General features: G+C 72.9%; 25 protein-coding genes. 9 read left to right on the top strand and 16 right to left on the bottom strand.

Annotation, left to right across the window (positions count from 1 at the left end; genetic code table 11):
• A partial coding sequence (locus ACBI99_RS03875; protein WP_375071681.1) for an MFS transporter occupies positions 1 to 1,048 on the top strand: 1,048 nt, incomplete at its 5' end.
• Between the two features lie 30 nt (positions 1,049 to 1,078).
• Here the strand turns inward: ACBI99_RS03875 and aspS are convergent.
• The 5 genes from aspS to ACBI99_RS03900 form a co-directional block, all read right to left on the bottom strand.
• Complete coding sequence (aspS, locus tag ACBI99_RS03880; protein WP_375071682.1) at positions 1,079 to 2,344, bottom strand: aspartate--tRNA(Asn) ligase; 1,266 nt, start codon at positions 2,342 to 2,344, stop codon at positions 1,079 to 1,081.
• Positions 2,345 to 2,603: 259 nt separating this feature from the next.
• The gene (der, locus tag ACBI99_RS03885) at positions 2,604 to 3,998 is read right to left on the bottom strand and encodes a ribosome biogenesis GTPase Der (protein WP_219502646.1); all 1,395 of its coding nucleotides are present in this window, start codon (positions 3,996 to 3,998) and stop codon (positions 2,604 to 2,606) included.
• Positions 3,999 to 4,027: 29 nt separating this feature from the next.
• Positions 4,028 to 4,684, bottom strand: a complete 657-nt coding sequence (cmk, locus tag ACBI99_RS03890; protein ID WP_308125679.1) for a (d)CMP kinase — start codon at positions 4,682 to 4,684, stop codon at positions 4,028 to 4,030.
• Between the two features lie 52 nt (positions 4,685 to 4,736).
• Positions 4,737 to 6,095 carry a carotenoid oxygenase family protein gene (locus ACBI99_RS03895; RefSeq protein ID WP_219502641.1) on the bottom strand — a complete coding sequence of 453 codons (1,359 nt, stop codon included), beginning with the start codon at positions 6,093 to 6,095 and terminating at the stop codon, positions 4,737 to 4,739.
• The gene (locus ACBI99_RS03900) at positions 6,095 to 6,709 is read right to left on the bottom strand and encodes a TetR/AcrR family transcriptional regulator (RefSeq protein WP_219502637.1); all 615 of its coding nucleotides are present in this window, start codon (positions 6,707 to 6,709) and stop codon (positions 6,095 to 6,097) included. The genes ACBI99_RS03895 and ACBI99_RS03900 overlap by 1 nt, the downstream gene beginning before the upstream one ends.
• A 105-nt stretch (positions 6,710 to 6,814) precedes the next feature.
• Here ACBI99_RS03900 and ACBI99_RS03905 point away from each other — a divergent pair, with 105 nt between their 5' ends.
• Entirely contained in the window at positions 6,815 to 7,669 is an 855-nt protein-coding gene (locus tag ACBI99_RS03905; RefSeq protein WP_375071683.1) for a glycosyltransferase family 2 protein, read from the top strand.
• 20 nt (positions 7,670 to 7,689) lie between these two features.
• Positions 7,690 to 7,884, top strand: a complete 195-nt coding sequence (locus tag ACBI99_RS03910) for a DUF2795 domain-containing protein (RefSeq protein WP_219502631.1) — start codon at positions 7,690 to 7,692, stop codon at positions 7,882 to 7,884.
• Positions 7,885 to 7,938: 54 nt separating this feature from the next.
• On the opposite strand, the gene ACBI99_RS03915 is transcribed toward ACBI99_RS03910, so the two are convergent.
• The 9 genes from ACBI99_RS03915 to ACBI99_RS03955 all read right to left on the bottom strand — a co-directional run bounded on the left by ACBI99_RS03915 (position 7,939) and on the right by ACBI99_RS03955 (position 17,357).
• The gene (locus tag ACBI99_RS03915) at positions 7,939 to 9,036 is read right to left on the bottom strand and encodes a prephenate dehydrogenase (RefSeq protein ID WP_375071684.1); all 1,098 of its coding nucleotides are present in this window, start codon (positions 9,034 to 9,036) and stop codon (positions 7,939 to 7,941) included.
• Positions 9,037 to 9,053: 17 nt separating this feature from the next.
• Complete coding sequence (aroH, locus tag ACBI99_RS03920; RefSeq protein ID WP_219502624.1) at positions 9,054 to 9,413, bottom strand: chorismate mutase; 360 nt, start codon at positions 9,411 to 9,413, stop codon at positions 9,054 to 9,056.
• A 70-nt stretch (positions 9,414 to 9,483) separates the two neighbouring features.
• Complete coding sequence (locus tag ACBI99_RS03925; protein ID WP_375071685.1) at positions 9,484 to 11,484, bottom strand: pseudouridine synthase; 2,001 nt, start codon at positions 11,482 to 11,484, stop codon at positions 9,484 to 9,486.
• Entirely contained in the window at positions 11,481 to 12,053 is a 573-nt protein-coding gene (gene scpB, locus ACBI99_RS03930) for an SMC-Scp complex subunit ScpB (protein WP_219502713.1), read from the bottom strand. Before scpB ends, ACBI99_RS03925 begins: the two co-directional genes overlap by 4 nt.
• Before the next feature lie 244 nt (positions 12,054 to 12,297).
• Positions 12,298 to 13,107, bottom strand: coding sequence for a ScpA family protein (locus ACBI99_RS03935; RefSeq protein ID WP_219502620.1), 810 nt, complete (start codon positions 13,105 to 13,107; stop codon positions 12,298 to 12,300).
• Positions 13,104 to 14,045 (bottom strand): ParA family protein, encoded by a 942-nt coding sequence (locus ACBI99_RS03940; RefSeq protein WP_219502618.1) that lies wholly within the window; start codon positions 14,043 to 14,045, stop codon positions 13,104 to 13,106. The genes ACBI99_RS03935 and ACBI99_RS03940 overlap by 4 nt, the downstream gene beginning before the upstream one ends.
• Positions 14,046 to 14,161: 116 nt before the next feature.
• Positions 14,162 to 15,067 carry a site-specific tyrosine recombinase XerD gene (locus ACBI99_RS03945; RefSeq protein ID WP_219502615.1) on the bottom strand — a complete coding sequence of 302 codons (906 nt, stop codon included), beginning with the start codon at positions 15,065 to 15,067 and terminating at the stop codon, positions 14,162 to 14,164.
• A gap of 17 nt (positions 15,068 to 15,084) precedes the next feature.
• Positions 15,085 to 15,696, bottom strand: coding sequence for an NUDIX hydrolase (locus ACBI99_RS03950; RefSeq protein WP_219502612.1), 612 nt, complete (start codon positions 15,694 to 15,696; stop codon positions 15,085 to 15,087).
• Entirely contained in the window at positions 15,693 to 17,357 is a 1,665-nt protein-coding gene (locus ACBI99_RS03955) for a CTP synthase (protein ID WP_364172125.1), read from the bottom strand. The genes ACBI99_RS03950 and ACBI99_RS03955 overlap by 4 nt, the downstream gene beginning before the upstream one ends.
• Positions 17,358 to 17,467: 110 nt before the next feature.
• Between ACBI99_RS03955 and ACBI99_RS03960 the strand changes: the two genes are divergently transcribed.
• Entirely contained in the window at positions 17,468 to 18,112 is a 645-nt protein-coding gene (locus tag ACBI99_RS03960) for a DapH/DapD/GlmU-related protein (RefSeq protein WP_219502605.1), read from the top strand.
• A 20-nt stretch (positions 18,113 to 18,132) separates the two neighbouring features.
• Positions 18,133 to 19,311 (top strand): UTRA domain-containing protein, encoded by a 1,179-nt coding sequence (locus ACBI99_RS03965; RefSeq protein ID WP_375071962.1) that lies wholly within the window; start codon positions 18,133 to 18,135, stop codon positions 19,309 to 19,311.
• On the opposite strand, the gene ACBI99_RS03970 is transcribed toward ACBI99_RS03965, so the two are convergent.
• Positions 19,304 to 21,655 (bottom strand): FAD-dependent oxidoreductase, encoded by a 2,352-nt coding sequence (locus tag ACBI99_RS03970; RefSeq protein ID WP_375071686.1) that lies wholly within the window; start codon positions 21,653 to 21,655, stop codon positions 19,304 to 19,306. The two genes, ACBI99_RS03965 and ACBI99_RS03970, sit on opposite strands and share 8 nt — an antisense overlap.
• Positions 21,656 to 21,723: 68 nt before the next feature.
• On the opposite strand from ACBI99_RS03970, the gene ACBI99_RS03975 reads away from it, so the two are divergent.
• Positions 21,724 to 22,629: a choline/ethanolamine kinase family protein gene (locus tag ACBI99_RS03975; protein WP_375071687.1), complete on the top strand. Its 906-nt coding sequence runs from the start codon at positions 21,724 to 21,726 to the stop codon at positions 22,627 to 22,629.
• Positions 22,630 to 22,633: 4 nt separating this feature from the next.
• Positions 22,634 to 23,227, top strand: a complete 594-nt coding sequence (locus tag ACBI99_RS03980) for a DUF4126 domain-containing protein (protein ID WP_219502597.1) — start codon at positions 22,634 to 22,636, stop codon at positions 23,225 to 23,227.
• A 187-nt stretch (positions 23,228 to 23,414) separates the two neighbouring features.
• On the opposite strand, the gene ACBI99_RS03985 is transcribed toward ACBI99_RS03980, so the two are convergent.
• Positions 23,415 to 24,884, bottom strand: a complete 1,470-nt coding sequence (locus tag ACBI99_RS03985; protein ID WP_375071688.1) for an SDR family oxidoreductase — start codon at positions 24,882 to 24,884, stop codon at positions 23,415 to 23,417.
• A 66-nt stretch (positions 24,885 to 24,950) separates the two neighbouring features.
• Between ACBI99_RS03985 and ACBI99_RS03990 the strand changes: the two genes are divergently transcribed.
• Both ACBI99_RS03990 and ACBI99_RS03995 read left to right on the top strand, forming a co-directional pair.
• Positions 24,951 to 25,685 carry a YbgA family protein gene (locus ACBI99_RS03990; RefSeq protein WP_375071689.1) on the top strand — a complete coding sequence of 245 codons (735 nt, stop codon included), beginning with the start codon at positions 24,951 to 24,953 and terminating at the stop codon, positions 25,683 to 25,685.
• A 100-nt stretch (positions 25,686 to 25,785) separates the two neighbouring features.
• Positions 25,786 to 26,391, top strand: a complete 606-nt coding sequence (locus ACBI99_RS03995; protein WP_219502589.1) for a hypothetical protein — start codon at positions 25,786 to 25,788, stop codon at positions 26,389 to 26,391.
• Positions 26,392 to 26,408: the final 17 nt, after the last annotated feature.

Raw genomic sequence — 26,408 nt, forward strand, 5'->3', positions numbered from 1 at the left:
CCTCACCCCCACGGAGGGGCTCCCCGAGCCCGCGCAAGCCGTCCCATCGGGAGGGCACGCCGCCGCAGAGGGCGCCCACCCTTCCGACGTGCCCATCCCCGCCGAGGGCACCCGTGCCCTGGAGGGGCGGGGCTCCATCGAGCAGGCCGGGAGCAAGGGTTCTCAGGCGGAGGCGGTGGATCTGGTCGGGGGCGGGTTGCTGGCGCTGGCGCTGGCGTTGCTCGTGGTGGGTCTGTACAACCCGGATCCCGCCCATGCCGTCCTGCCGCCGTGGGGCCTGCCGGTGATCGGGGCGGGCCTGGTGGCGGGGGCGGCGTTCGTGTGGTGGGAGATCCGCTCCCCGGTGCGCCTGCTGGACCTGTCGCGGGTGCGCAAGGGCCCGCTGCTGGCGACGCTGGCGGTGAGCTTCCTGACGGGCGCGGCGCTCCTGGTGACGATGGTGTTCGTGCAGTTCACGGCGCAGACGCTGCTGGGGCTGGACGCGCTGGACGGGGCGCTGGTGCTGGGCCGGTTCCTGATCGCGCTGCCGGTGGGCGCGCTGCTGGGCGGGTTGCTGGCGCGTCGGTTGGGCGATCGGCTGGTGACCGTGGGCGGGCTGCTGGTGGCGGCGGCCGGTTATGCGCTGATGAGTCGGTGGCCGCTGGAGCTGGCGGAGGCGCGGGCGATGGTGGACGGCACGCTGGTGGTGGCGGGGCTGGGGGTGGGCCTGGTGATCGCGCCGGTGTCGGCGGCGGTGCTGCGGCTGACGCCGCCGCGCCAGCACGGGGTGGCCTCGTCGGCGGTCGTGGTGGCGCGGATGATGGGCATGCTCATCGGCATCGCCGCCGTGTCCGCGTGGGGTTTCTACCGGTTCCAGTCGCTCACGGCGCATCTGGACACGCCGCTGCCGTTCGGCGTCGACGCGGCGGTCTACGCCGAGCGGCTGGAGGCGTACACGGCGCGGGTGGAGGCGGCGCTGCATGTCGAGTACACGGAGATGTTCCTGGTGACGGCGTTCATCTGCCTGGCGGGCGCGGCGGTGGCGCTGCTCATGCCCAGGAAGGGGTGACCCGCCCCCAGCAGGGGCGGGTCACCGGAGTTACGGCGTGAGGCGGTGCAGGTCGCGCGGGAACGCGGTGACCTGCCGGATGTTGGCGGCGCCGGTGAGCCGGGCGGTCCAGCGTTCCAGCCCGATCGCGAACCCGCCGTGCGGCGGCATCCCGTACGCGAACGCCTGGAGGTAGCCCTCGTACGGGCCGGTGTCCTCGCCCCGGGCGGCGAGGGCGTCCAGGTAGTCCTGGTGCCGGTGCAGCCGCTGTCCTCCGGTCACCAGCTCCAGCCCTCTGAAGAGCAGGTCGAAGCCGTTGGAGTAGCCGGGCCGGTCAGGGTCGGGATGGGTGTAGAAGGGCCGTTTGGCCATCGGGTAGCCGGTCACGTACAGGAATTCGGACCCGTGCTCGGCGAGCGCCCATTCCGACAGCCACCGTTCCTGGGCGGGTGACAGGTCGGGTTCGTCCTCGCCGGTCATGCGCTGCGCCTCGGTGAAGTGGATGGCGGGGATCTCCTGCGGCACGTCGGGCAGCCGGGCGCCGAGCGTGGCGACGGCGGCGGGGGCGCGGTCCCGTACGGAGTCGAGCATGCCCGCCAGGGCTTCGCGCAGGACCGCCATCACGTCGCGGTGGTCGCGCACGAAGCCGAGCTCGGCGTCCAGGCTGGTGTACTGGGCGAGGTGGCGGACGGTGTCGTGCGGTTCGGCGCGGAACACGGGCCCCACCTCGTAGACCCGCTCGAACACGCCGACCATCGCCTGCTTGTAGAACTGGGGCGACTGGGCGAGGTAGGCGGGCCGGCCGAAGTAGCCGATGCCGAAGACGTTCGCGCCGGACTCGGTGGCCGAGGCGACGATCTTGGGCGTGTGGATCTCGGTGAAGCCGAGCCGGTCGAGCGTGCCGCGGAACCCGGCGACGGACGCGGCGGAGATCTCCAGGGGCGCGCGCAGCGCCGGGTGGCGCAGCGCGGCGGGGGCGTGGTCGAGCACCGTCGGCAGCGCGGCGGGGATCGACGGCCGGTAGAGGTCGAACGGCGGCGCCTGGGCCGGCTCGGTCAGCACGCGCACCTGGGCCTCGGTGAGTTCGACGCCGCCTGGCGCCTGCTCGCTGGCGGTCACGGTGCCGGTGACCTCGACGACGCTCTCCTCGCCGGGCAGGGCGGCGTCGTGGAAGACCGCCTGGGCGAGCCCGGCGCGGTCCCTGACGATGAGGAAGGACACGGATTTCAGTTGCCGGCGGCGATGGACCCAGCCGGCGATCGTCACTCGTCGTCCGGCGAACTCGGCGAGCTCGGCGGACAGGACACGAGAGATCATCACAACTCCTTGCGGATATGCGTGACCCCTTGGGAGTGCGGGGGAGAAGGGAGCTCCCGGTGCCACCGCACTTTCACCGCCCGCGAGGGGCGGCCTCCAGGACCCGATGACGGGGGTCAGGCCGGCGAGGCATTTCCTCCTCGCACTCGGGAGTGTCTTCACCGGGGGGCGCGGGGCCGCCTTCACAGCGACCGGCGGCTCTCTCGGCCCGCGCGGGCCCCGGTTACTCGTCTCCGTCTACGCGTTGTCCCGCATCGTATCAGCGGTCCTTCTTCTGGCGCTTCTCGCGGATCTTCATCGTGACCTCGATGGGCGATCCGGCGAAGCCGAACTCCTCGCGGATGCGCCGCTCGATGAAGCGGCGGTAGGTGTCCTCCAGCCAGCCCGAGGTGAACAGCACGAACTTGGGCGGCTCGATGGACGCCTGGGTGGCGAACAGGATCTTCGGCTGCTTGCCGCCGCGCACGGGGGGCGGCGTCTGCTGGATCAGCTCGGTGAGGAACGCGTTCAGCCTGGACGTGGGCACCCGGGTGGACCAGGAGTCGAGCGCCTTCTCCAGGGCCGGGACGAGCCGGTCCATGTGGCGGCCGGTCTTGGCGGAGATGTTGACGCGCAGCGCCCACGGGGTGCGGACGAGCTGGCGGTCGATCTCCTTCTCCAGGTAGTAGCGGCGGTCCTCGTCGACCAGGTCCCACTTGTTGAAGGCGACGACCATGGCGCGGCCGGACTCGATGACCAGGGTGATGATGCGCAGGTCCTGCTCGGTGAGCGGCTCGCTGGCGTCGATGAGCACGATCGCCACCTCCGAGCGCTCCAGCGCCGCCCTGGTGCGCATGGCGGCGTAGAAGTCGGCGCCCTGCAGCTCGCGGTCGCGCCGCCGGATGCCGGCGGTGTCGACGAAGCGCCAGGTGCGCCCGCCGAGCTCGATCAGCTCGTCGACCGGGTCGCGGGTGGTGCCGGCCATCGGGTCGACGAGCACCCGCTCCTCGCCCGCGAGCTTGTTGAGCAGCGAGGACTTGCCGACGTTGGGCTTGCCGAGCAGCGCCACCCGGTAGGGGCCGCGCTGCTCGCCGAACGTGACGGCGGGCGTCTCGGGGAGCGCGTCGAGCACGACGTCGAGCAGGTCACCGCTGGAGCGGCCGTGCAGGGCGGAGACCGGGTAGGGCTCGCCCAGGCCGAGCGACCACAGGGCCGCGGCCTCCAGCTCGAGCTGCTGGTTGTCGACCTTGTTGGCGGCCAGGATGACCGGTTTGCCGGACTGCCGCAGCACCGAGCCGACGATCTCGTCGGCGTCGGTGGCGCCCACGCTCGCGTCGACCACGAACACGATGACGTCGGCCAGCTCGACGGCGACCTGCGCCTGCTCGGCGATGCGCAGGTTCATGCCGGTGGCGTCGGGGTCCCAGCCGCCGGTGTCGACGACGGTGAAGCGGCGGCCACGCCAGTTGGCCTCGTAGGTGACGCGGTCACGGGTCACGCCCGGCACGTCTTCGACGACCGCCTCACGGCGGCCGATGACCCGGTTGACCAGCGTCGACTTGCCCACGTTGGGGCGGCCGACGATGGCCACGACCGGGAGCGGGCCACTGTCGGCCTGCTCGTCGGATACTTCGAGATCGTCGAGGTCTGCCTCGACCCAATCCCCCGTTGACACAGTGTTCGTCCTTTATGAGTCCCGCACCCTCAGGTGCGCTCCTTGACCAGTCTCAGCACCTCCGCGATGACCTCCTCGAGGTTCAGCGCGGTGGTGTCGAGCTCGACGGCGCCAGCCGCCATCGAGAGTGGATCGGTCTTGCGTGTCGAGTCCAGGGTGTCACGCCTGGCCATGGCCGCGACCTGCGCCTCGGCCGTGGTGCCGGCCAGCTCCGCGGAGCGCCGCAGGGCGCGGGCCTCGGCGCTGGCCGTCAGGAAGATCTTGACGGGGGCGGTGGGGGCGACGACGGTGCCGATGTCGCGGCCCTCGACCACGATGCCCCCGGCGCCGATGATCTCCCGCTGGAGCGCGACCAGCCGGGCGCGCACCTCGGGGACCGCCGCCACGGCGGACACCGCGCCGGTCACCTCGTCCTCGCGGATCGGCCCGGACACGTCCGTGCCGCCGACGTGGATGGACGGGGCGTCGGGGTCGGTGCCGGAGACGATCTCGGCCTCGCCGCAGCGCGCCGCGACGGCCTCCGGGTCGGTGAGGTCGACGCCCTGCTTGAGCATCCACCAGGTCATGGCCCGGTATTGGGCGCCGGTGTCCAGGTAGCGCAGACCCAGCGCGCGGGCGACTCCGCGCGACGCGCTCGACTTGCCCGACCCCGAAGGGCCGTCCATGGCGACGACCAGACCGGTCACGACTCTCCCTCTTCAGCTTCTTTACCCAACCTGAAGAGGCTACCGCCTCCCGTCAGTCGGCGACCCAGCTCCCATGGAAGCCGAGCGGCACCCGGGCGGGCAGGTGGACGACGGCGACGGGTTCGCCGGTGAAGTCCTGCGCCGGGAGGATGACCAGGTCGGCGGCGCCCCGGTCGGGGTTGTTGACGTAGGAGAGCACGTACCCGTCGTCCTCGGCCTCGCCGGCGGCGACGAACACCGGCTCGCCCACGTACGCGCCGCGGCCGAACTGCCGCCGCTCCTGGGTGCCGCTCCTGAGGTCGTGCTTGACGAGCGTGTTGTCGAACGCCTCGTCGGGCAGGTCCTCCATCTCGGCGTCGCCGGGGTAGAGGACGTCCGTCAGGTCGTGGGTGGCGGCGGTGTAGCCGTAGCGGTAGGGCAGGCCGGTGCGCCGCTCGTCCATGCGGGGGAACTCCTGGGCCCGCTCGTCCAGCCGGGTCCGGCTCACCCGGCCGGACGCCGGGTCGATCCGCCACCGGTCGAGCGTCGGCTCGCCGCCGCGGTCGAGGCGGGCGTCGACGAACCGCTTGGGGTAGCTGACCACGTCGACGACGACCTGGTCGCCGTCGTCGTAGGCGTTGAGGGTGTGGAAGACCCAGCACGGCTCGATCTCCACCCAGCGGATCTCGCCGGTCGCGCGCGACATCAGGCCGACGCGGGAGGGGTGGTCGTCGTTCCACGCGTACGGCATCGGCGCGCCCTGCTCGGCGTGGGCCATGCTGAACGTCACCGGCAGGTCGTACAGGACGACGTAGCGCGCGGTGAGCGCGAAGTCGTGCATCATCGGCTTGTCGGCGAGCTGGATGTCGCGCGTGTGGATCACCGTGCCCTTGGCGTCGAGCACGATGTGCTGGTTGTGGTCCCAGTTGACGGAGTACGCCACCGCGTGCAGCTCGCCGGTGACCGGGTCGAGGTGGGTGTGGGCGGCGTAACCGCCGGGCAGGCCGCCGTCGAAGTCGACCGGGCCGAGCGTCTCGAGCTCGTAGTCCAGCTCGTACGGCAGCGTGCCGGCCTCCATCGTCGCGTACGTGCGCCCGGCCACGCCGATCACGTGGGTGTTGGGCGAGAAGTCCAGGCCGGCGTGCGACAGCGCGGACCTGGGCTGTTCGCCGAGCCGCCCGGCGACGTCGACGCTGCGGACCCACCGGTTGCGGTACCACTCGGCGCGGCCGTCGCGCAGCCGCACGCCGTGCACCATGCCCGCGCCGAGGAACAGGTGGGAGGCGCCGGGGTCGTCGAGGCCGAGCGGGTTGGGCCCGTTGCGCAGGTAGCGGCCGTTGAGCTCGGCCGGGATCCGGCCGGTGACCGGCAGGTCGTAGGCGGTGATCTCCTCGGTCGCGGGCGTGAATCCGCCCCGGTACGGGGTGTCCATCAGGTGGTCCTCTCGTCGTGGGTCAGGAAGGGGTGGAGCACCGAGGCGCAGAGGAGCCGGTAGCGCGCCTCGGCCTCCTCCGGCTCGAAGTAACCGGAGATCTCCAGGCTCACGGCGCCGTGCATGGCCATCCAGAGCACGTCGGAGATCTCCACGGCGGCGGGGCCGCGCAGCAGGCCGGTGTCGAGGCACTGCTGGACCCAGGTCACGAGCAGGTCGAAGGTCCGGCGCGCCGCGTGTGCCGCGTCGGCGCCGGGCTCGAACCGGGACAGCGCGCCCATGAACATGGCCCGGTAGTAGTCGGGCTGGTCCAGCGCGTACGCCCGGTAGGCGGTGATCCCGGCCTGCAGGCGCTCCAGAGGGCCGTCGCCGGGAACCGAGAGCAGCCGCTGCTCGAACCGGGCGAATCCCTCCAGCCAGAGCGCCTCGGCCAGGCCGTCCTTGCCGCCGAAGAGCGTGTAGATCACTTTCGTGGAGCAGCCCGCCTCGCCGGAGATCCGGCGCACGGTCAGCGCGGCGGGGCCCTCGGTCACCAGGAGGTGGGTCGCGGTGTCGAGGATGGCGGCCCGGACGACGTCCTGGCCTTCGCGCTGGGCCTGCTGGTACACGGTCACTGGTAACACCGTTTCTGCGCGGTAACACTGTTACCGCCTTTCTATCGCACCCGCCGCCCGGCGTCAACGCGAGTAAGCCGGTCCTCACCGGAAAGGTGAGGCCGTGTGACGGACAACTCCAGCCGGGTGACGGTCGTCGTGGCCACGATGAACCGGCTGCGCGCGCTGCAACGCTCGCTCCCCCGCCATCCGGGGCCGGTGATCCTCGTCGACAACGGCTCCACCGACGGCACTCCCGGCTTCGTCCGGCGCCACTTCCCGCACGTGCGCGCGGTCGAGGCCGGCCGCAACCTCGGCGCGCCCGCCAGGAACATCGGCGTCAAGCTGGCCGAGACGCCGTACGTGGCCTTCGCCGACGACGACTCCTGGTGGGCCGGAGGCGCGCTGGAACGGGCCGCCGACCTGTTCGACGCCCATCCGCGGCTGGCCCTGCTCGGCGCGCGGGTGCTGGTGGGCCCCGAGGAACGGCTCGACCCGGTCAGCGAGCTGATGCGCGACTCCCCGCTCGGCGTCGACGCCGACCTGCCGGGGCCGAGCGTGCTGGGCTTCCTGGCCTGCGGGGCGGTGGTGCGCAGGGAGGCGTTCCTGGAGGCGGGCGGGTTCGACGACGTCGTCTTCTTCTTCGGCGAGGAGGAGCGCCTGGCGGTGGACCTGGCCGCGCGCGGCTGGGGGCTGGCCTACGTCGACGACGTGGTGGCCCACCACCACCCCGCGCCGCCCCGCGACCCGGCCGGCCGCCAGTCGCTGGCCGTGCGCAACGCCGTCCTCACCGCCGTCCTGCGCCGCCCCTGGCGCGTGGTGGCGCTGCTCTCGCTCGACGCCGTACGCCGCGGCCCGCGCGGCTGGCACGGCCTGCGTACGGCGCTCCCCCGGCTGCGGCGGGCCCTGGCGCAGCGCCGGGAACTGCCGCCCGAAGTGGAGCGCGCCCGCCGCCTTCTGGACAATGGTTACAAATCGTGACAGTTGGGTAACACACAGTCATGACTACTGCATCGAATCCGATCCAGCTCCAGAAGCACCTCAAGGGCGTCGACTACCCGGCCACCAAGGCCGACCTGATCGCCGCCGCCCGCCGCCAGGGGGCCGACCAGGCCACGCTGAAGGCGCTGGAAGCCATGCCCGACCGCCAGTACGACGGCCCCAACGCCGTGAGCCAGGCGGTCACCCAGCGCTGACCCGTCGGCGCTTCGGAGGGTCCCGGTGGACGTCCACCGGGGCCCTTCGGCGATCTAGGGCACCTGCCAGCCGCGCTCGACCAGCGCCTGGCTCAGCCGGGCCGCCGAGTCGGGCTGCACCGACAGCTCGGCCACACCCAGCGGCAGGCCGGGCGCGTGCTCCAGGCGGACGTCCTCGACGTTGACGCCGACCTCGTCGCACACCTGGAAGAGCCGGGCCAGCTGGCCCGGACGGTCGCCGATGACGACCTGGACCACCACGTACGCCGGCGCCGGGCCGCCGTGCTTGCCCGGGATGCGGCCGTGACCGGCCACGCCGCGCTTGAGCAGCTGGGTCACCTCACCGCCCGCCGTGCCGTCACCCTCGGCCAGCGCGCGCAGCGCCGACGCGGCGTCGGCCAGATCACGCGAGACCGCCTCCAGCACCTCGGCCACCGGGGCCGCGTTGCCCGACAGGATGCCCAGCCACAGCCCGGGATCGCCGCCCGCGATCCGCGTCACGTCACGCACGCCCTGCCCCGCCAGCCCGAGCGCCACGTCGGAGGCGTCGGCCAGCCGGGCGGCCACCGCCGAGGCGGCCACGTGCGGCGCGTGCGAGACGACCGCCACCGCCCGGTCATGGTCGGCGGCGTCCACCTCGACCGGGTTGGCGCCGCACAGCTCGATCAGCCGCAGCACCGCCGCGACCGCCTCGCCCGACGCCTCGCCGGTGGGACAGTAGGCCCACGGACGGCCCAGGAACAGGTCGGCGCGCGCCGCCCCCGGCCCCGACCGCTCGCGCCCGGCCAGCGGGTGCGAGGCCACATAGGCCGCCAGGTCGCAGCCCAGCCGCGCCGCCTGCTCGATCGGCTCCGCCTTGACGCTGGCCACGTCGGTGTAGAAGCGGGCCACGCCGCGCTTCTGCAGCTCCAGCAGCTCGGTCGCCACCTGGCCCGGCGGCACCGCGATCACCGCGAGATCCGCCGCCGGCCCGTCATCCTGGCTCCCGGGCTGCCACTCCTCGCCCGCGCCCAGCTCCCGGGCCAGCCGCACGGCGCCCGGATCGCGGTCGGCGAGCAGCACCCGCACGTCCTTGCGCCGCAGCGCCAGCGCCAGCGAGGTGCCGATGAGACCGGTGCCCACAACCAGCACGGTGCGCAGTTCGGTGGCCATGTCGTCGTCCCGGGATCCTATTGAGCGATGTCCTGCCGGAGCGCGACCGCGCCCCGCAGGTAGACGTGCTGGACGGCCGAACGCGGCCGGTCGGTCTCGACGTGCGCCATCAGCCGCACCACCCGCGGCAGCGCGCCCGGCACGTCGATCTCCGTGGTGCAGATCAGCGGCACCTCGTGGAAGCCCAGCTTGCGCGCCGCCAGCGCGGGAAACTCCGCGGTCAGGTCGGGCGTCGCCGTGAACAGCACGCTGATCACGTCATCCGTGGTGAGCTCGTTACGCTCCATGATCTGGGTGACCAACTCGGTCGTGGCCTCGATGATCGAGCCACGGTCGTTGGCATCCACCTGGATCGCCCCGCGGATCGCCCGCACCATGCGCTTCGCCCCTTCGATAAGCGGGAGAGCCCGTGCGGAGGGTCGCACGGGCTCCTGCGTCGCGGCCAGATTACAGCTTCACGGCCGCGTAAAGTTCGCCGACCTCCTTCAGGGACAGCGCCCTGACGGTGCCCGGCTTCGTCCGCCCCAGCTTGACCGGCCCGAACTCGATCCGCGCCAGATCGATCACCCGGTGCCCCGCCTCCTCCAGCATGCGGCGCACCACGTGCTTGCGGCCCTCGTGCAGCACCACCTCGACCAGCGCCTGCTGGCCGTGCTCCTGCACGATCGCGAAACTGTCGGCCCTGGCCAGGCCGTCCTCCAGCTCGATCCCCTGCTTGAGCCTGCGGCCCAGGTCACGCGGGATCGGCCCGGGCACCTTCGCCCAGTACTTCTTCTGCACCCCGTAGCTGGGATGCGTCAGCCGGTTGGCCAGCTCGCCGTCGTTCGTGAGCAGCAGCAGGCCCTCGGTCTCGGTGTCGAGCCTGCCCACGTGGAACAGCCTCGGCGCCAGCTCCTCCACGAAGTCGGCCAGGCACGGCCGGCCCTGCGGGTCGTCCATCGTCGACACGACGCCGATCGGCTTGTTCAGCGCGTAGTAGACCAGGTCGGGGGCCGTCGGGATGCGCTTGCCGTCGACGTGGATCACCTGTGTGGCCGGGTCCACCTTGGCCCCGAACCTGCGCACCACCTGGCCGTTCACGGTGACCCGGCCGTCGCCGATCATCTCCTCGCAGGCCCTGCGGCTGGCCACGCCCGCCTGGGCGAGCACCTTCTGCAGCCGCACGCCGTCCGGCACTTCGGTGGTGTCACGCTCGTCGGTGTAGCCGTCGGGGAAGAAGTCACGGTCGCGCATGGGCTGCCGCGCCGTCTTGAACCGGTCGCGCGCCGGCCCGCCCTCGCCCCGGCCGCCGCCTGAGCCGCCTGAGCCGCCGGGACCGCCTGGGCCGCCGAACCCGCCGTCGCGCCTCCCGCCGTCGCGGCGCGCGCCGCCGATGGTCTGCACGCCGTCACGCCCGGAGGTACGCCCGCCGCGCCCGGAGTCGTCACGCCGGCCGAACCGGCCCCGCGATCCGCCGCGCGCCGCGTCGTCCCTTCGCCCGCTCCGATCGGCCCGGAACCCGCCGCGCTCCTCGCGCGGCCCACGGGTCTCCCCGGAGCCCCGCCCGGCGCCCTCACGCCCTTCGTACCGGTCACGCCCGGCATACCGGTCACCGCCCTGGTAGCGGTCGCGGCCCTCGAACCGGTCACGGCCCTCGGCACGGTCGCGGCTCTCGAACCTGTCGCGGCCCTCAGAGCGGTCACGGCTCTCGAAGCGGTCGCGGCCTTCGTTCCGGTCGCCGCCGCCGAAGCCCGTACGCTCGCGGGCGTCTCGGGCGGCGGGGCGGCCGTAGCGGGCGCGGGAGCCGCCGCGGTCGGCGCGCAGCCCGTCACGGGCGCTCTCGTCCCTGAACCCGCGCTCAGCCGTGCCCCGGCCCTCCGAACGGAACCCGCCCCGGTCGTCACGGGTCCCGCCACGCTCGTCGCGGGACCCGCGCCGGTCGCCGCGGAAACCCTCACCGTCGCGGAACCTGTCACGGTCACCGCGCCCGCTCGGGGCCCCGGCGCGCCGGTCCCCCTGGTAGCCGGCCCGGTCGTCACGGCCCCGGGAGTCCCCGCCACGGGAACCGTCCCGGAACCCACCACCGCGCGAACCCGCGCGGTCCTGGAACCCGCCGCCGCGCGAACCCGCGCGGTCCTGATAGCCGCCGCCGCTCCGCGAACCGGAGCGGTCCTGGAAGCCGCCGCCGCCCGACCCGGCGCGGTCGTCACGGCCGCCCCGGTCGTCGCGGAAGCCGCCGCGCTCGCCTCGGCGGGAGGCGCGGAAGTCGTCGCGGCGCGCGTCGCCGCGGGTGTCGTCGCGGCGGGGGCCGCCGCGTTCACCATCTCGATGGGAACCGCCACGGAAGTCGTCGCGGCGTCCGCCGCGGCTGTCGTCCGAGCGGAAGGCGGGACGCCCGCCGCGGCCGGAGCCGCCCGCGCGTCCTCGACCGCGTCCCTCACCGGACGGGGTGCTTCGCCTGTTGATCACTTTGTCGTCTCCTCGAGGTTTTCCACGTCGTCGGGGAGGAAGGGCGCGAGCTCGGGGAGCTCGCTGATGTCCCGCAGTCCCAGACGTTCAAGGAAGTATGAGCTTGTCCGGTAGAGCACCGCTTGGCTCTCCGGGTCGGTGCCGGCCTCTTCGACCAGCCCTCTCGCGACGAGCGTCCGCATGACGCCGTCGCTGTTGACGCCGCGTACGGCGGCGACACGGGCGCGGCTCACCGGTTGCCGGTAGGCCACGACCGCGAGAGTCTCCAGCGCGGCCTGGGTCAGCCGCGTCTGCTGGCCGTCGCGTACGAACCGCTCGACCAGCCCGGCGCAGTCGGCGCGCGTGTAGTAACGCCAGCCGCCCGCGACCTCTCTCAGATCGAAACCCCGCCCGGCGGCAGTGTATTCCTCGGCCAGTTCCCGCAGCGCCGCCGCCACCTCGTGCGTGGGCCTCTCCAGCACCTGCGCCAGCGTCACCTCGGCCACCGGCTCGTCGACGACGAGCAGGATGGCCTCCAGCGCCGCCTTGAGCCCAGGCCCTTCCCCGGACCCCTGAGCCGCCTCCCCCACCGTACGCGTCGCGCCGGGCTCCGCCGTCCCGCTGCCCGCCGCACCGGCGCCGGGAAGGGGCGGCACGCCGTCCGCCGCCGGAAGAAGGTCGGCCACCTCGTCCGGGGAGACCGCCGCGCCGGGCTCCGCCGTCTCGTTGCTCGCCGTGCCGGCGTCTGGAGGCTCCGGTTGGGGGTCGGTCAGGGCGCCGGGGAGGGTCATCCAGGCGGGGATGCGGTCGGCGCCGCGGGGGGCCTGGGGGTGGTCAGTCATCTGCTGCTTTCTCCGCGCTCTCCTCGTAGTCGTCCCCCACCGAGACGTCGCCGTCGTCGGCGCCCGTCCAGGTGACGTGCAGGTCGCCGAGCGGTTCGAGCTGGTCGAAGGTGACCGCCGACTCCCGGAAGAGCTCCAGGACGGCGAGGAAGCGGGCGATGACCTCGAAGGTGCCCTCGCAGTCGGCGACCAGGGCCCTGAAGGTGGCTCTGCGCATGCGGCGCAGCCGCTCGACCAGGATAGCGGCTTGTTCGCGGACGCTGGCGAGTGGTTGGTAGATGTGGCCGACGCTGACGGTGGGCGGCAGCTTCGGGGTGAAAGCCTTGGCGGCGATGCGGGCGAGCTGTTCGGGCCCGATGCCGAGGATGAGCTCGGGCAGCAGGTTGGCGAACTGGGGCTCCAGGGGGACGGTGCGGGGGAAGCGGAGCGCCTCGTCGGCCATGCGCCCGGCGAAGACCTTGGCCACCTCCTTGTACGCCTTGTACTGCAGGAGGCGGGCGAACAGCAGGTCGCGGGCCTCCAGCAGGGCGAGGTCCTCCTCGTCCTCGACCTCGCCGGAGGGCAGCAGCCGGGCGGCTTTCAGGTCGAGCAGCGTGGCGGCGACGAGCAGGAAGTGGCTGGTCTGGTCGAGGTCCCATTCGGGGCCGCGGGACCGGATGTAGGCGATGAACTCGTCGGTCACCTGGGACAGCGAGACCTCGGTGATGTCGAGCTTGTGCTTGGCGATCAGGCCGAGGAGCAGATCGAAGGGGCCTTCGAAGACGTCCAGGTGGACCTGGAATCCCTGCTGCTGCTCGGTCACCTGGCCATTGTCGCAGCCGCGGGCCAGCGCGAGAGCACCTCGCGCGCCAGCTCACGGTAGGCGTTGGCGCCCAGGGACGAGGGGTCGAAGGTGGTGATGGGCTCGCCGGCGACGGTGGCGTCGGGGAAGCGCACCGTACGGTTGATCACGGTGTGGAACACCTTGTCGCCGAACGCCTCGACGACGCGGGCGAGCACCTCACGGCCGTGGAGGGTACGGGCGTCGTACATGGTGGCGAGCAGGCCCTCGATCTCGAGGTCCTCGTTGAGCCGCTCCTGGACCTTGGTGATGGTGTCCATGAGCAGGGCGACGCCGCGCAGCGCGAAGAACTCGCACTCCAGCGGCACCATGACGCCCTGGGCGCAGGTGAGCGCGTTGATGGTGAGCAGGCCGAGCGACGGCTGGCAGTCGATGAGGCAGACGTCGTAGTGCGGCAGCAGCGGCTTGATGACGCGGCCGAGCACCTGCTCGCGGGCGACCTCGGTGACGAGCTGGACCTCGGCCGCGGACAGGTCGATGTTGCTGGGCAGCAGGTCGAGGCCCTCGACGCCGGTCTCCAGCAGCACGTCCTCGGCGGTGACGTTGCGCTCCATCAGCAGGTTGTAGACCGTGAGGTCGAGCTGGAGCGGGTTGATGCCGAGGCCGACGGACAGGGCGCCCTGCGGGTCGAAGTCGACGAGCAGCACCTTGAGGCCGTATTCGACGAGGGCGGCGCCGAGGTTGATGGTGGTGGTGGTCTTGCCGACCCCGCCCTTCTGGTTGACCATGGCGACCACGCGGGCCGGGCCGTGGACGTCGCGCGGCGCGGGCTCGGGGAACACCGGCCGGGGGCGCTGGGTCGGGCCCAGGTTGACGCCCGTGGAGGGCGCGTTGGTCTTCGTGTCTCCCCAGGGGTTGTCGGGGGTCCCCGGGGCCGAACCGTTGGTCTTCACAGTCACCAGCTCGAACCTCCCTGACGATCCCGAACCGGACCGTCCGGACGGACACTATGGCGTCACCACTTAACGCGGCAAGGCGGCACGCCGATGTGCCGCACGACCCAAAAGACTATAGATCACTGGCGGGCCCGTGGATGCGCCGCCGCGTAGACCTCGCGAAGTTTGTCGACGGTGACGAGTGTGTAGACCTGGGTGGTGGTGACGGAGGCGTGGCCGAGCAGCTCCTGGACGACCCGGACGTCGGCGCCGCCGTCGAGCAGGTGGGTGGCGAAGGAGTGGCGCAGCACGTGGGGCGAGATCCCGGCGAGGCCGGCGCGCACGGCGGCGGCCTGGAGCACCTCCCAGGCGCCCTGGCGGGTCAGCCGGCCGCCTCTGGCGTTGAGGAACACGGCGGGGGTGCCGCGGCCGTGGGCGAGCAGGCCGGGTCTGGCGCGCACGACGTAGGCGTCGAGGGCGGCGCGGGCGTAGCGGCCGAGGGGGACGATGCGGGTGCGGCCGCCCTTGCCGCGCAGCCGTACCTGGTCGTCCTCCAGGTCGTCGACGGCCAGGCCGACGGCTTCGGAGATGCGGGCGCCGGTGCCGTACAGGACTTCGAGCAGGGCGCGGTTGCGCAGGGTGAGGGGGGCGCCGTCGGGGCCTGAGGCGGCGATGAGGCGTTCGACCTCGTCGACGGCGATGGCCTTGGGCAGGCGGCGGAGCTGGCGCGGCGGCCGTACCTGGTCGGCAGGGTCGTGGGCGGTGACGCCTTCGCGCAGGGCGAAGCGGTGCAGGCCGCGCACGGCGGAGACGGCGCGCGCGGCCGAGCTGGCCACGAGCGCCGGGTGGTCGCCGTCGCCCTCGCGCAGGGCGGCGAGGAAGGCGCGCACGTCGGCCTCCCCCACCTCGTCGAGGCGGAGGAGGCCGCGGGCGCGCAGGTGTTCCAGGTAGCGGCGCAGGTCGCGACGGTAGGAGGCGAGCGTGTTGGCAGCCAGGCCCCGCTCCACCGCCAAATGGGCGAGGTAGCTGGAGAGCACCGCCTCCACGATGGTCCTCCCGGTCGTCAGGCCTCGGGCGCGTCGGCGGGGCGCAACAGGCCGAACCCCTCAACCGAAGCCGTGTATGCGGCGAGGATACCGGCCACGGCCGGGGAATTGTGGATCATTCCCATCAGGGCCTTCTCGACGGCGTCGGCGAGGGGCACCCATTCGACCGGCATGCCGATCTCCTCGTGACGGTGCACGAACCCGTTCTCCTCGTCCGGGATCTTGGTGAGGTCGCGGGCGAGGAAGACGCGGATGCGCTCGTCGGACATGCCGGGCGAGGAGTAGAGGTCGACGAGCGTGTGCCAGGTGGCGGCCCGGTAGCCGGCCTCCTCGGCGAGCTCGCGGGCGGCCCCTTCGACCAGGGGTTCGCCGGGCACGTCGCGGATCCCGGCGGGCAGCTCCCAGAGCAGGTGGCGGGTCGGGTGGCGGTACTGGCGCAGGAGCAGGACGCGGTTCTGCTCGTCCAGGGCGAGGACCGCGACGGAGCCCGGGTGGACGACGTAGTCGCGGTCGGCGTGGTCGTCGCCGGGCATCCGGACGGTGTCGGTGACGACCTCGATGACGTGTCCCGAGAAGCGCTTCCTGGTTTCGAGAACGTCCCAGCGCTCGGGCGTGTCCTGGATCCTCACTTGGCCGCCTTCGCGCTCACGCGGCTGTCGGCGTAGGCGAGCGCCGCGTTGACGAGGCCCTTGAACATCGGGTTGGCGCGGGTGGGCCGGGAGCGGAACTCGGGGTGGGCCTGGGTGCCGATGAAGAACGGGTGCGTGTCGGCGGGCAGCTCGGTGTACTCGACCAGGCGGCCGTCGGGCGACAGGCCGGAGAAGACCAGGCCGACGCTCTCCAGCTTGTCGCGGTAGGCGTTGTTGACCTCGTACCTGTGGCGGTGGCGCTCGTCGGCCTTGGCCCGGCCGCCGTAGAGCTGGCGGGCCAGCGTGCCCTCGCCGAGCTTGGCGGTGTAGCTGCCCAGGCGCATGGTGCCGCCCATGTCGCGCTCGCCGGCGACGACGTCCTCCTGGTCGGCCATGGTGGAGATGACCGGGTGCTTGGTGTCGGGGTCGAACTCGGCGGAGTTGGCGTCGGTGATGCCGGCCATGTTGCGGGCGGCCTCGATGACCATGCCCTGCATGCCGAGGCAGATGCCGAGCAGCGGGATCTTGTTCTCGCGGGCGTGGCGGATGGCGCCGATCTTGCCTTCGATGCCGCGCACGCCGAACCCGCCGGGGATCAGCACGCCGTCGGCGCCGTCGAGCTCGCGCTCGGCGCCCTCGGGGGTCTCGCAGTCGTCGCTCTTGACCCAGCGGATGTTGACGCGGGCGTCGCAGGCGAAACCGCCGGCGCGCAGCGCCTCGGTGACCGACAGGTAGGCGTCGGGCAGGTCGATGTACTTGCCGACGAGCGCGATCGTCACCTCCTTGGCCGGGCGGTGCACGCGGCGCAGGAGCTGCTCCCACTCCTTCCAGTCGACGTCGCGGAAGGGCAGGCCGAGGCGGCGCACCACGTACGCGTCGAGGCCTTCGGAGTGCAGCACCTTGGGGATGTCGTAGATGGAGGCGGCGTCGACGGCGCTGACGACGGCGTCCTCGTCGACGTCGCACATGAGGCTGATCTTGCGCTTGATGGCGGTCTGCACGGGCCGGTCGGAGCGCAGCACGATCGCGTCGGGCTGGATGCCGATGCTGCGCAGCGCGGCGACGCTGTGCTGGGTCGGCTTGGTCTTGAGCTCGCCGGACGGGCCGATGTAGGGCAGCAGCGACACGTGCAGGAAGAACACGTTGTCGCGGCCGACCTCGTGGCGGATCTGGCGGACGGCCTCCAGGAACGGCAGCGACTCGATGTCGCCGACGGTGCCGCCCACCTCGGTGATGACCACGTCGACGTCGGGGCCGGCCATGCCCCGGATGCGGTCCTTGATCTCGTTGGTGATGTGCGGGATGACCTGGACGGTGTCGCCGAGGTATTCGCCGCGCCGCTCCTTGGCGATGACGTTGGAGTAGACCTGGCCGGTGGTGACGTTGGCCGAGCCGTGCAGGTCGGTGTCGAGGAAGCGCTCGTAGTGGCCGACGTCGAGGTCGGTCTCGGCGCCGTCGTCGGTGACGAAGACCTCGCCGTGCTGGAACGGGTTCATGGTGCCGGGGTCGACGTTGAGGTACGGGTCGAGCTTCTGCATGGTGACCCGGAGCCCGCGGCCCTTGAGCAGACGGCCCAGGCTGGAGGCGGTGAGGCCCTTGCCGAGACTGGAGGCGACACCGCCGGTGACGAACAGATGCTTGGTTTGCGATGCGCTGCGCAAGGAGGCTCCCGTGGCTCGAGGTGTGGCCGATGTGTCCACGGGCTCTCAGGATATCAAACAACGCCCCCGACATGCCCGAACAGGATGACCTAGCGGTAACTTTGGTCCCTATGTCACTTGTACGGCGGGCGTTCGGCACGCTGATCCACCGGGCCTACGCCGCGATCCGCGACGCGGGTGCCATCACTCCCGAGACGCCCGCGGGTCACGGGTTCCGCCGTCTGGGCGACGGCGCGAAGATCGCCTTCCCGCCGGGCGCGATCTTCGGGGAGCGCTGGATCGAGATCGGCGCCCACACGCTGATCGGCGAGCGGGTGTCGATCTCGTGCGGCATGTGGCCGGGCGTGGATCTGGGCCCCGGCTCGATCCTGCGGATCGGCGGGTCCTGCTCGATCGGGCGGGGCACGCACATCGTGGCCCACCAGTCGATCGACATCGGCGACGACGTCTTCACCGGCCCGTACGTGTACGTCACCGACCAGAACCACGTCTACGACGACCCGGACGTGCCGATCGGCAGGCAGTGGCCGCGCAACAGCCCGGTGTCGATCGGCTCGGGCTCGTGGCTGGGCGCGGGGGCGATCATCCTGCCGGGCACCCGGCTGGGCCGCCAGTGCGTGGTGGCGGGCGGCGCGGTGGTGCGCGGCGAGTTCCCCGACCACAGCGTGGTGGCGGGGGTGCCGGCGCGGCTGGTGCGGCGTTACGACCCGGAGCACGGTTGGCACGATCCAGCGGTGGCGCTGGCGGTCGACTGACCCTGGACCGAACCTCCGCCATCACCCGGCTTCTGGGCATCGAGTTCCCGCTGTTCGCCTTCAGCCACTGCCGTGACGTGGTGGCCGCGGTCACCAACGCGGGCGGGTTCGGCGTGCTGGGCGCGATCGCGTACACCCCCGAGCGGCTCGACGCCGAGCCGGCCTGGATCGACCGGCAGGTGCGCGGCCGGCCGTACGCGGTGGACGTGCTCGTGCCCGGCTGGATCGGCCCGGCCGCGCCGGGCGGCGTGGCGCGGGCGCGGGAGGCGGGCGTGCCGGTGGCGGCCCTGGTCGGCACCGTGGAGCACGGCGGGATCGGAGCCGGCCGCCTCCTTCGTCGGCCGGCTCGACCGGGTGCGGCCGGCCCGCGAGGTGGTCTACGCGATGGTGTACGAGTTCGCGGAGGCGGTGGAGCGGTTGGCCGGGCTGTCCCGGTGACCGGCTACGATGCCCGAATGGTCGGGAATCCTCCCGAGTTGGAACGCGGCACCGGAGTTCCCGCGCACGTGCAGATCGAGCGCTGGCTGCTCGACTCGATCGCCGGCGGCGACATGGCGCCGGGCGACAGGCTGCCCGGCGAGCGCGAGCTGGCGGGCCGGCTCGGCGTGAGCCGGATGACGCTGCGCCAGGCGCTGGCCACGCTGGAGCGCGACGGGGTGCTGGTCAGGGTGCCGGGCCGGACCGGCGGCGCGTTCGTCGCCGAGCCGCGCATCGAACGCGACCTGACCGGCCTGGCCGGGTTCACCGAGCAGGTGCGGCGCGTGCACCTGCGGGCCGAGGCGCGCATCCTGACGGCCGCCACCGTGCCCGCTCCCGCCGCCGTGGCCGCCGCGCTGCGCGTCGAGCCCGGCTCGCCGGTGCACGAGGTGGCGCGGGTGCGCTCGGCCGGGCGCTCGCCGCTGGCGCTCGAACGCTCCTTCTTCCCCGCCCTGCCCGGCTTCCTCGCTCAGGACCTGACCGGGTCGCTGTACGCGCTGCTGGCCGACGGGTACGGCCTGGCGCCCCGCACCGCGCTGGAGCACCTGGACCCGGTCATCGCCGGGCCCGCCGAGGCGGCCGAGCTGGGCATCGAGCCGGGGGCGCCGCTGATGCGCGTCGAGCGGACCGCCTACGCGGCCGACGGCGCCCCGGTCGAGCACGCCCGTGACCTGTTCAGGCCCGACCGGGTGCGGATCTCGGTGCGCAGCGGCGTCACGTGACGACGGTCGCGGGCACCCAGGCGCCCTCCACCTCGACCTCCACCCCGGAGGCGTCGTCCGCGTCCTTCTCCAGGTAGGCGTAGGCGATCGACTGCCCGGCGGTGTGGCCGTAGCCGCCGGAGGTCACCCGGGCCACGACGCGGCCGTCGAGGCGGACCGGCTCGTTGCCGAGCGCCACGGCGCGCGGGTCGGCGAGCGCCAGGCGGCGCAGCCGGCGCGGCGGGTCGGGGTCGAGCGCGTCGCGGCCGAGGAACTCCTTGTCGAGCTTGACGCAGAAGCCCAGCCCGGCCTCGTACGGCGTGGTCTCGGGCCCGATGTCGGCGCCCCACACCCGGTAGCCCTTCTCCAGGCGCAGGCTGTCGATGGCCCGGTAGCCGCCCGCCACCAGCCCGTACGGCTCGCCCGCCCGCCACAGCGTCCGCCACAGCCCGAGCCCGTACTCGGTGGAGCAGTAGAGCTCCCAGCCGAACTCGCCGACGAACGTCACCCTCAGCGCCAGCACCGGCACGTCGCCCACGGTCAGCTCGCGCGCGGTCATGAACGGGAAGTCCAGCGGATCGGGCGTGAGCGTGGCGAGGATGTCGCGGGCGCGCGGCCCCCACAGCGCGAAGCAGGCGCGGCTGCCGGTCACGTCGGCGATCCGGACGTCGGCGCCGCGCAGCCGGGCCTGCTTGCGCAGCCAGCCGAGGTCGTGGGAGCCGAACGCGGTGCCGGTGACGACGAGGAACTCCCGCTCGCCGCGCCGGGTGACGGTGAAGTCGCACTCGATGCCGCCGCGCCGGTTGAGCGCCTGGGTGTAGGTGACGTCGCCCACCTGGCGGGCGACGCGGTTGGTGCACACCCATTCGAGCAGCGACGCGGCGCCGGGGCCGGTGACCTCGATCTTGGCGAACGAGCTCTCGTCGAACAGCCCGGCCGTGGTGCGGGTGGCGTGGTGCTCGGCGGCGACGGCGGGCGACCAGTTGCGGCCCGCCCAGCCGTGCGGCCGGACGCCGTCGCCCGCGGGCTCGTTGGACGTGTAGTAGTTGACCCGCTCCCAGCCGGCCTTCTCGCCGAAGACCGCGCCGTGGGCGGCGTGCCAGCCGTAGGCGGGCGAGGTGCGCAGCGGGCGGCCCGCCGCGCGCTCGTCGCCGGGGTAGCGGATGTCGTAGTAGGTCTCGTAGTTCTCCACCGCGCGGGCCAGCGTGTAGGACGGGGAGCGGTAGTGGGCGCCGAAGCGGCGGACGTCCATGTGCCAGACGTCCATGCCGGGCTCGCCGTCGACGATCCACTCGGCCATCACCCTGCCGATGCCGCCCGCGCCGGCGATGCCGTGGGCGCAGAACCCGGCGGCCACGTAGAAGCCGCCGACCTCGGTCTCGCCCAGGCAGAACTCGTTGTCCGGGGTGAACGCCTCCGGGCCGTTGATGAGCTTGCGGATGCCGACGTCGGCCATCGCGGGCACGCGGACGCGGGAGTTCTCCGAGATCTCCTCGAACCTCGGCCAGTCCTCCGCCAGCAGCCGCCCGTTGAAGCCGGCCGGGATCGCGTCGTAGGACGACTCCCCCGCCGTCCACGGCGCGCAGGTGCGCTCGTAGCCGCCCATGACGAGCCCGCCGACCTCCTGCCGGTAGTAGACGAGCAGGTCGGGGTCGCGCAGCGTGGGCAGCCCGGCGTGCTCGTGGAAGCCGTCGGTGACCACGTACTGGTGCGACATCGGCACGATCGGGACCCGCACCCCGGCCATCCGGCCGATCTCGGCGGCGAACATGCCGCCGCAGTTGACGACCACCTCGCAGTCGATGTCGCCCTGGTCGGTGCGCACCCGCGTGACCCGGCCGCGCTCGACGTCCAGGCCGAGGACCCGGACCTTGGTACGGATCCGCGCGCCGCCCTCCCTGGCCCCGGCCGCCAGCGCGTAGCACAGCCGTGACGGGTCGATCTGGCCGTCGGTCGGCAGGTAGGCGGCGCCGACGACGCCCTCGGTGCTCATCAGCGGGAACAGCTCGGCCGCCTCGGCGACGGAGATCTCCTCCAGCGGCAGGCCGAACGTGCGGGCCCAGCCGATCTGGCGGCGGATCTCGGCCATCCGCTCCGGGGTCGAGGCGAGCTTGATGCCGCCGCACTCCGTCCATCCGGCGTCGAGGGTGCGGTAGAGCTCGACGGAGTACTGGTTCATCCGGGTGAGCGTCGGATCGGCGCGGAGCTGGCCGACCAGGCCCGCCGAGTGGAAGGTCGAGCCGCTGGTGAGCTCGTCGCGCTCCAGCAGGACGACGTCCCGCTCGCCGAGCTTGGTGAGGTGGTAGGCGACGGAGGCGCCGCCGACGCCGCCCCCGATGATCACGATGCGCGCCGAGTCGCTCATGCCCGCGAGGCTAACCGGCGGGCCGTAAAAGGTCTAGACCGTTTAGCGGGGCGGAGCTAGCATCGACCATGGCCGTGCTCGAGATCCTCGACCGCATCCCCCTGCTGGCAGGCGTGCCGCGCTCCGTGGAGGAGCTGCCCGGCGGCCTGACCAACCACAACTACAAGGTCACCACCCCCGGCGGGGCGTACGTGGTGCGGGTGTGGGCCAGCGACGGGTCGCTGCTGGCCATCGACCGCGACGCCGAGCACGCCTCCTCGATCGCCGCCGCGCGGGCGGGCGTGGGCGCGCCGGTGCACGCCTACCTGCCGGGCGAGGGGGTGCTGGTGGTGGGGTTCATCCCGGGGCGCACGTTCACACAGGACGACGTGCGCGACTCGGCCAACCTGCCGCGGGTGGCCGAGGCGTGCCGGCGGCTGCACGCGGGGCCCCGGTTCGTGCGCGACTTCGACATGTTCGACGTGCAGCGGCGCTATCTGGCGATCGTGCGGGAGCGGGGCTTCCGGCTGCCGGACCGGTACCTGGAGTTCATGCCCGTTGTGGAGCAACTCCGTAAATGTCTGAAAATAAGGGCAGAAGGCACCGTTCCGTGTAACAACGACCTGTTGCCGGGCAACATCATCGACGACGGCCGGCGGCTGTGGCTCATCGACTACGAGTACGCCGGCAACAACGACGCCTGCTTCGAGCTGGGCAACGTGTGGAGCGAGTCGGACCTGTCGCTCGACCAGCTCGACGAGCTCGTCACCGCCTACTACGGCCGCCGCCTGCGCCACAAGATCGCCCGCGCCCGGCTGCTCGGCCTGATGGCCAAGTACGGCTGGACCCTGTGGGCCTCCATCCAGGACGGCGCCAACGACACGATCGACTTCGACTTCTGGTCGTGGGGCATGGAGAAGTACGAGCGCGCCGTGGCCGAGTTCACCGCTCACGGGCTCGGGCGCCTCATGGACGAGGCCGCCCGGGCAGACTAGGGGCATGCTCGCCGCACTGACCGGGCTCGGCCTGTCCACCGCCGCCGGGCTCAACGCCTACATCCCGCTGCTCGTCGTGGGCGTGCTGGCCAACCTGACCGACCGGGTGCGGCTGCCCGACGGCTACGCGTGGCTGTCCCACTGGGGCGTACTGGCGATCATCGCCGTGCTGCTGGCGGCGGAGATGGTGCTGGACAAGGTGCCCGCCGTCGACACGGTCAACGACCTGATCCAGACCGTCGTACGACCCGCGTCCGGCGGCGTCGTCTTCAGCGCCACCAGCGCCGCCGCCGAGCTCGACCGCTCCACCTGGATGACCGAGAACCCGTGGGCGTCCTGGCTGCTCGGCATCGTGGTCGCGCTGGCCGTGCACGCCCTCAAGACGGCGGCCAGGCCCGTGGTCAACGCCGGCACCGCCGGGGCCGGGGCGCCGGTGGCGAGCGTGGCCGAGGACACGGGCGCGCTCGGCATGAGCCTGGTCGCGATCTTCCTGCCGCTGCTGGTGATCGTCCTGCTGGCGCTGTTCGCGCTGGCCGCCTGGTGGACGATCGGCAAGGTGCGCCGCTACCGCGCCGGGCGCAGGCGGCAGCCCGGCTAGCGTCCTGCCGGATCATCCCCCGGGCTGACCCGTCATCCCCCTCGGGGCTGATCCGCCCGCGCCCGCCCGTCCCGTACCGTCCGATGACGTGCGGACTCGTCGTGGCCCCCGCCCGCGCCCGCACACGGGCCCGGCGGCGCACCCGCGCCGCCGGGCTCCCCGGCCCGTCACCACAGCGGTACGGGCCTCAGGACCGGGATCGCTCCCGTCGCCGGGCCGCGGCGGCCACGTTGACCGGCATCCGGCCGAAGATCAGGCCGTGGAAGGGCGAGATCGCCCACCAGTAGAGGTGGCCGAGCAGCCCGTGCGGGTGGAAGATCGCCCGCTGGGTGTAGACCGTCCGGCCGCCGGAGCGGGTGACGCCGAGCTCCAGCCAGGCCAGGCCGGGCAGCCGCATCTCGGCCCGCAGCCGCAGCAGCCGGCCGGGAAGCACCTCCTCCACCCGCCAGAAGTCGATCGTGTCGCCCACCCGCAGCCGCGCCGGATCGCGCCGGCCGCGCCGCAACCCGACGCCGCCGACGAGCCGGTCGGCCAGCCCCCTGAGCTTCCAGGCGACCGGCAGCGAGTACCAGCCGTTGCGGCCGCCGATGCCCTCGATCACCTGCCACAGCGCCTCCGGGCTCGACGGCACGGCCAGGCTGCGGTCGTCGACGAAGAGGCTGCCTCCCGCCCAGTCGGGGTCGGTGGGCAGCGGGTCGCTGGGCGCGCCGGGCGTGGACGCCGAGGACCAGCGCGTGGCGACGTCGGCCTCCCTGATCTTCATCAGCGCCAGCGACACCGCCCGGCGGAAGCCGATCAGCCCGCCCTCGGGGTCGGGCACGTGGCGGGCGATGTCGTGCTCGCCGCACACGGCCTCGTTGCGCAGCGACTCCACCAGCGGGCGGGCGATGCTCGCCGGGACCGGCGTGACGAGCCCCACCCAGAGGCTCGACAGCCGGGGGCTGAGCAGCGGCACCGGGAGGATCAGCCGGGGCGGCAGCCCGGCCACGGCGGCGTACTCCTGCATCATGTCGGCATAAGTCAGGACATCGGGCCCGCCTATGTCGAACCCTCGGTTGACCGTCCCCGGCACCTCCGCCCACGCGACCAGATACCGCAGCACGTCCCGTACCGCGATCGGCTGGGTGCGGCTCCGCACCCAGCGCGGTGTGGTCATCACCGGCAGCCGCTCGGTCAGGTAGCGCAGCATCTCGAACGACGCCGACCCCGACCCGATGATCATCGCGGCGCGCAGGACCACCGCCGGCACCACTCCCCCCAGGAAGATCTCCCCCACCTCGGCCCGCGACCGCAGATGCGGCGAGAGCGCCTCGCCGGCGGCCGGACCGCCCAGGTAGACGATCCGCCGCACCCCTGCCTCGGCCGCCGCCGCCGCGAACGTCCGCGCCGCCAGGCGGTCCCGCTCGGCGAACCGGCCGCTCGCCCCCATCGTGTGGATCAGGTAGTACGCCACCTCCACCCCGTCCAGCGCCCGCCGCGTCCGCCCGGCGTCCGTGGCGTCGGCCTCGGCCACCTCCGTACGCGCCGCCCACGGCAGGTCGCGCAGCCGCCCAGCCGAACGCACCATGCACCGCACGTCATGACCGGCGGCCAGCAGCTCGGGGGCCAGCCGCCCGCCGATATAGCCGGTCGCCCCTGTGACCAGGCACAACGGCATGCCACGCCTGTTCCCCCGGCACCGCCCGTCATGCGTGGGGGCGCGGATCGCGGGCAGCCGTGGGGCATGTCCGGGGAGCGCGCGTGGGGCCGGCCACGGGTGGCGGTGCCGAGCCGCCTGCTCGGCGAGCCCGTACGGCGCGACGGCGGCGACGGCCGCGCCCGCTTCCTCCACGACCTGGGACCGTACGTCGACTGGCTGCCGATCCGCTCCGGGAGCGGGATCGGCCCGGCCGCCGACGGGTACGTCCTCACCGGGTCCAGCGCCCGCCGCCCAGCCGCCGACGCGGTGATCGAGGACGAGGCCGGGCTCGACGACGCCGTCCTGCGCGAGGCGTTCACCGAGCGGATCTTCGCGCACGCCCGTCTGCGCGAGCTGCTGCGAGGCGACTGGCAGCCTCGCGACCTGGTGGCCTTCCAGGCGCGGCACAAGATGCAGCTGCTCGCCCACTCGCCCACGGGCTACCGCGAGACCGGCCGCCTGGTGGCCGAGGCGGGCACCAGGCCGCGTGCGGAGCTCGCCGCCGCGTACGGCGCCGCCTTCCGCACCGCGATGGCGGCCAGGACGTCGGCCGGGCGCAACGTCAACGTCCTGCAGCACTGCCTGGGCATGCTCGGCGACGACCTCGACCCGGCCGACCGCGCCGGCCTGGCCGAGGCCATCGCCTCCTACCAGGAGGGCAGAGTGGCGCTCGGCGTGCCGCTGGCCCTGCTGCGCCACCTCGCCCAGGGCGAGGCCGCCGGCTACGTACGGGACCAGACGTTCCTCTCCCCGTATCCGGACGAGCTCGGCCTGAGGTGATCAACGGCGGCGGGAACCCGGAGCGGCCGCCCGCGCGTTGGTCCGTGCGTTGGTGCGTGCCCTCGGCACGGCTATTCTCAAGGCGAGAACTCAACAGGAGGTGGCCACGATCAGCGAAATCGTCCTCATCGTGCTGGTGATCCTGGCGTTCCTCCTGCTGCTGGCCGGGGTCGGCGTCTACCTCCTGGTCAAGCTCGGCAGGAAGGCCGCCACCAAGGCCAAGCAGGCCACGACCCGGCTGACCACGCACGTCAACGCGATGGGCACCGGCGACGCCGCCGAGGTCGAGCGCCTCCGCCTCGACCTGCGCCGCGAGGTGTCGCTCACCCGCCAGGCCGTCGAGCAGGCGCAGGCCCAGGGCTGGGGCCTGGGCGACCTGCCCCGCCTGCTGGCCGACCTGACCGCCCAGGCCGACGTGCACGACGGCCAGCTCGGCATGTACGCCCAGCAGCGCCGCCTCTCCCCGTACGTCGACCACGCCACGCTCGACCGGCTGCGCCAGCACCAGGCAAGGCTGACGGCCATGTGCGCCCGCATCCGCGCCGACCTGCTCAGCGACCAGGTCCACCATTCGGCCACGGGCATCGACGACCTCGACACGCGCACCAACCTGGAGATCGAGTCCCGCCGCCCCGCCCCCGACCCCCTCGACGAGATCGACGACCTCTACCGCAAGACCATGCAGGAACGCCGCGACCCCTCCTGACGACTACGGATCGTGGC

Origin of the sequence: Nonomuraea sp. ATR24 (assembly GCF_041950485.1) — a bacterium.
Taxonomy (GTDB): domain Bacteria; phylum Actinomycetota; class Actinomycetes; order Streptosporangiales; family Streptosporangiaceae; genus Nonomuraea; species Nonomuraea ceibae.

Coding starts and splice junctions, on each gene's coding strand:
- aspS (WP_375071682.1), bottom strand. CDS start 2,344: ATGATCTCTCGTGTCCTGTCCGCCGAGCTCGCCGAGTTCGCCGGACGA.
- ACBI99_RS03895 (WP_219502641.1), bottom strand. CDS start 6,095: ATGGACACCCCGTACCGGGGCGGATTCACGCCCGCGACCGAGGAGATC.
- ACBI99_RS03910 (WP_219502631.1), top strand. CDS start 7,690: ATGACTACTGCATCGAATCCGATCCAGCTCCAGAAGCACCTCAAGGGC.
- ACBI99_RS03915 (WP_375071684.1), bottom strand. CDS start 9,036: ATGGCCACCGAACTGCGCACCGTGCTGGTTGTGGGCACCGGTCTCATC.
- aroH (WP_219502624.1), bottom strand. CDS start 9,413: ATGGTGCGGGCGATCCGCGGGGCGATCCAGGTGGATGCCAACGACCGT.
- ACBI99_RS03960 (WP_219502605.1), top strand. CDS start 17,468: ATGTCACTTGTACGGCGGGCGTTCGGCACGCTGATCCACCGGGCCTAC.
- ACBI99_RS03970 (WP_375071686.1), bottom strand. CDS start 21,655: ATGAGCGACTCGGCGCGCATCGTGATCATCGGGGGCGGCGTCGGCGGC.
- ACBI99_RS03975 (WP_375071687.1), top strand. CDS start 21,724: ATGGCCGTGCTCGAGATCCTCGACCGCATCCCCCTGCTGGCAGGCGTG.
- ACBI99_RS03980 (WP_219502597.1), top strand. CDS start 22,634: ATGCTCGCCGCACTGACCGGGCTCGGCCTGTCCACCGCCGCCGGGCTC.
- ACBI99_RS03985 (WP_375071688.1), bottom strand. CDS start 24,884: ATGCCGTTGTGCCTGGTCACAGGGGCGACCGGCTATATCGGCGGGCGG.
- ACBI99_RS03990 (WP_375071689.1), top strand. CDS start 24,951: ATGTCCGGGGAGCGCGCGTGGGGCCGGCCACGGGTGGCGGTGCCGAGC.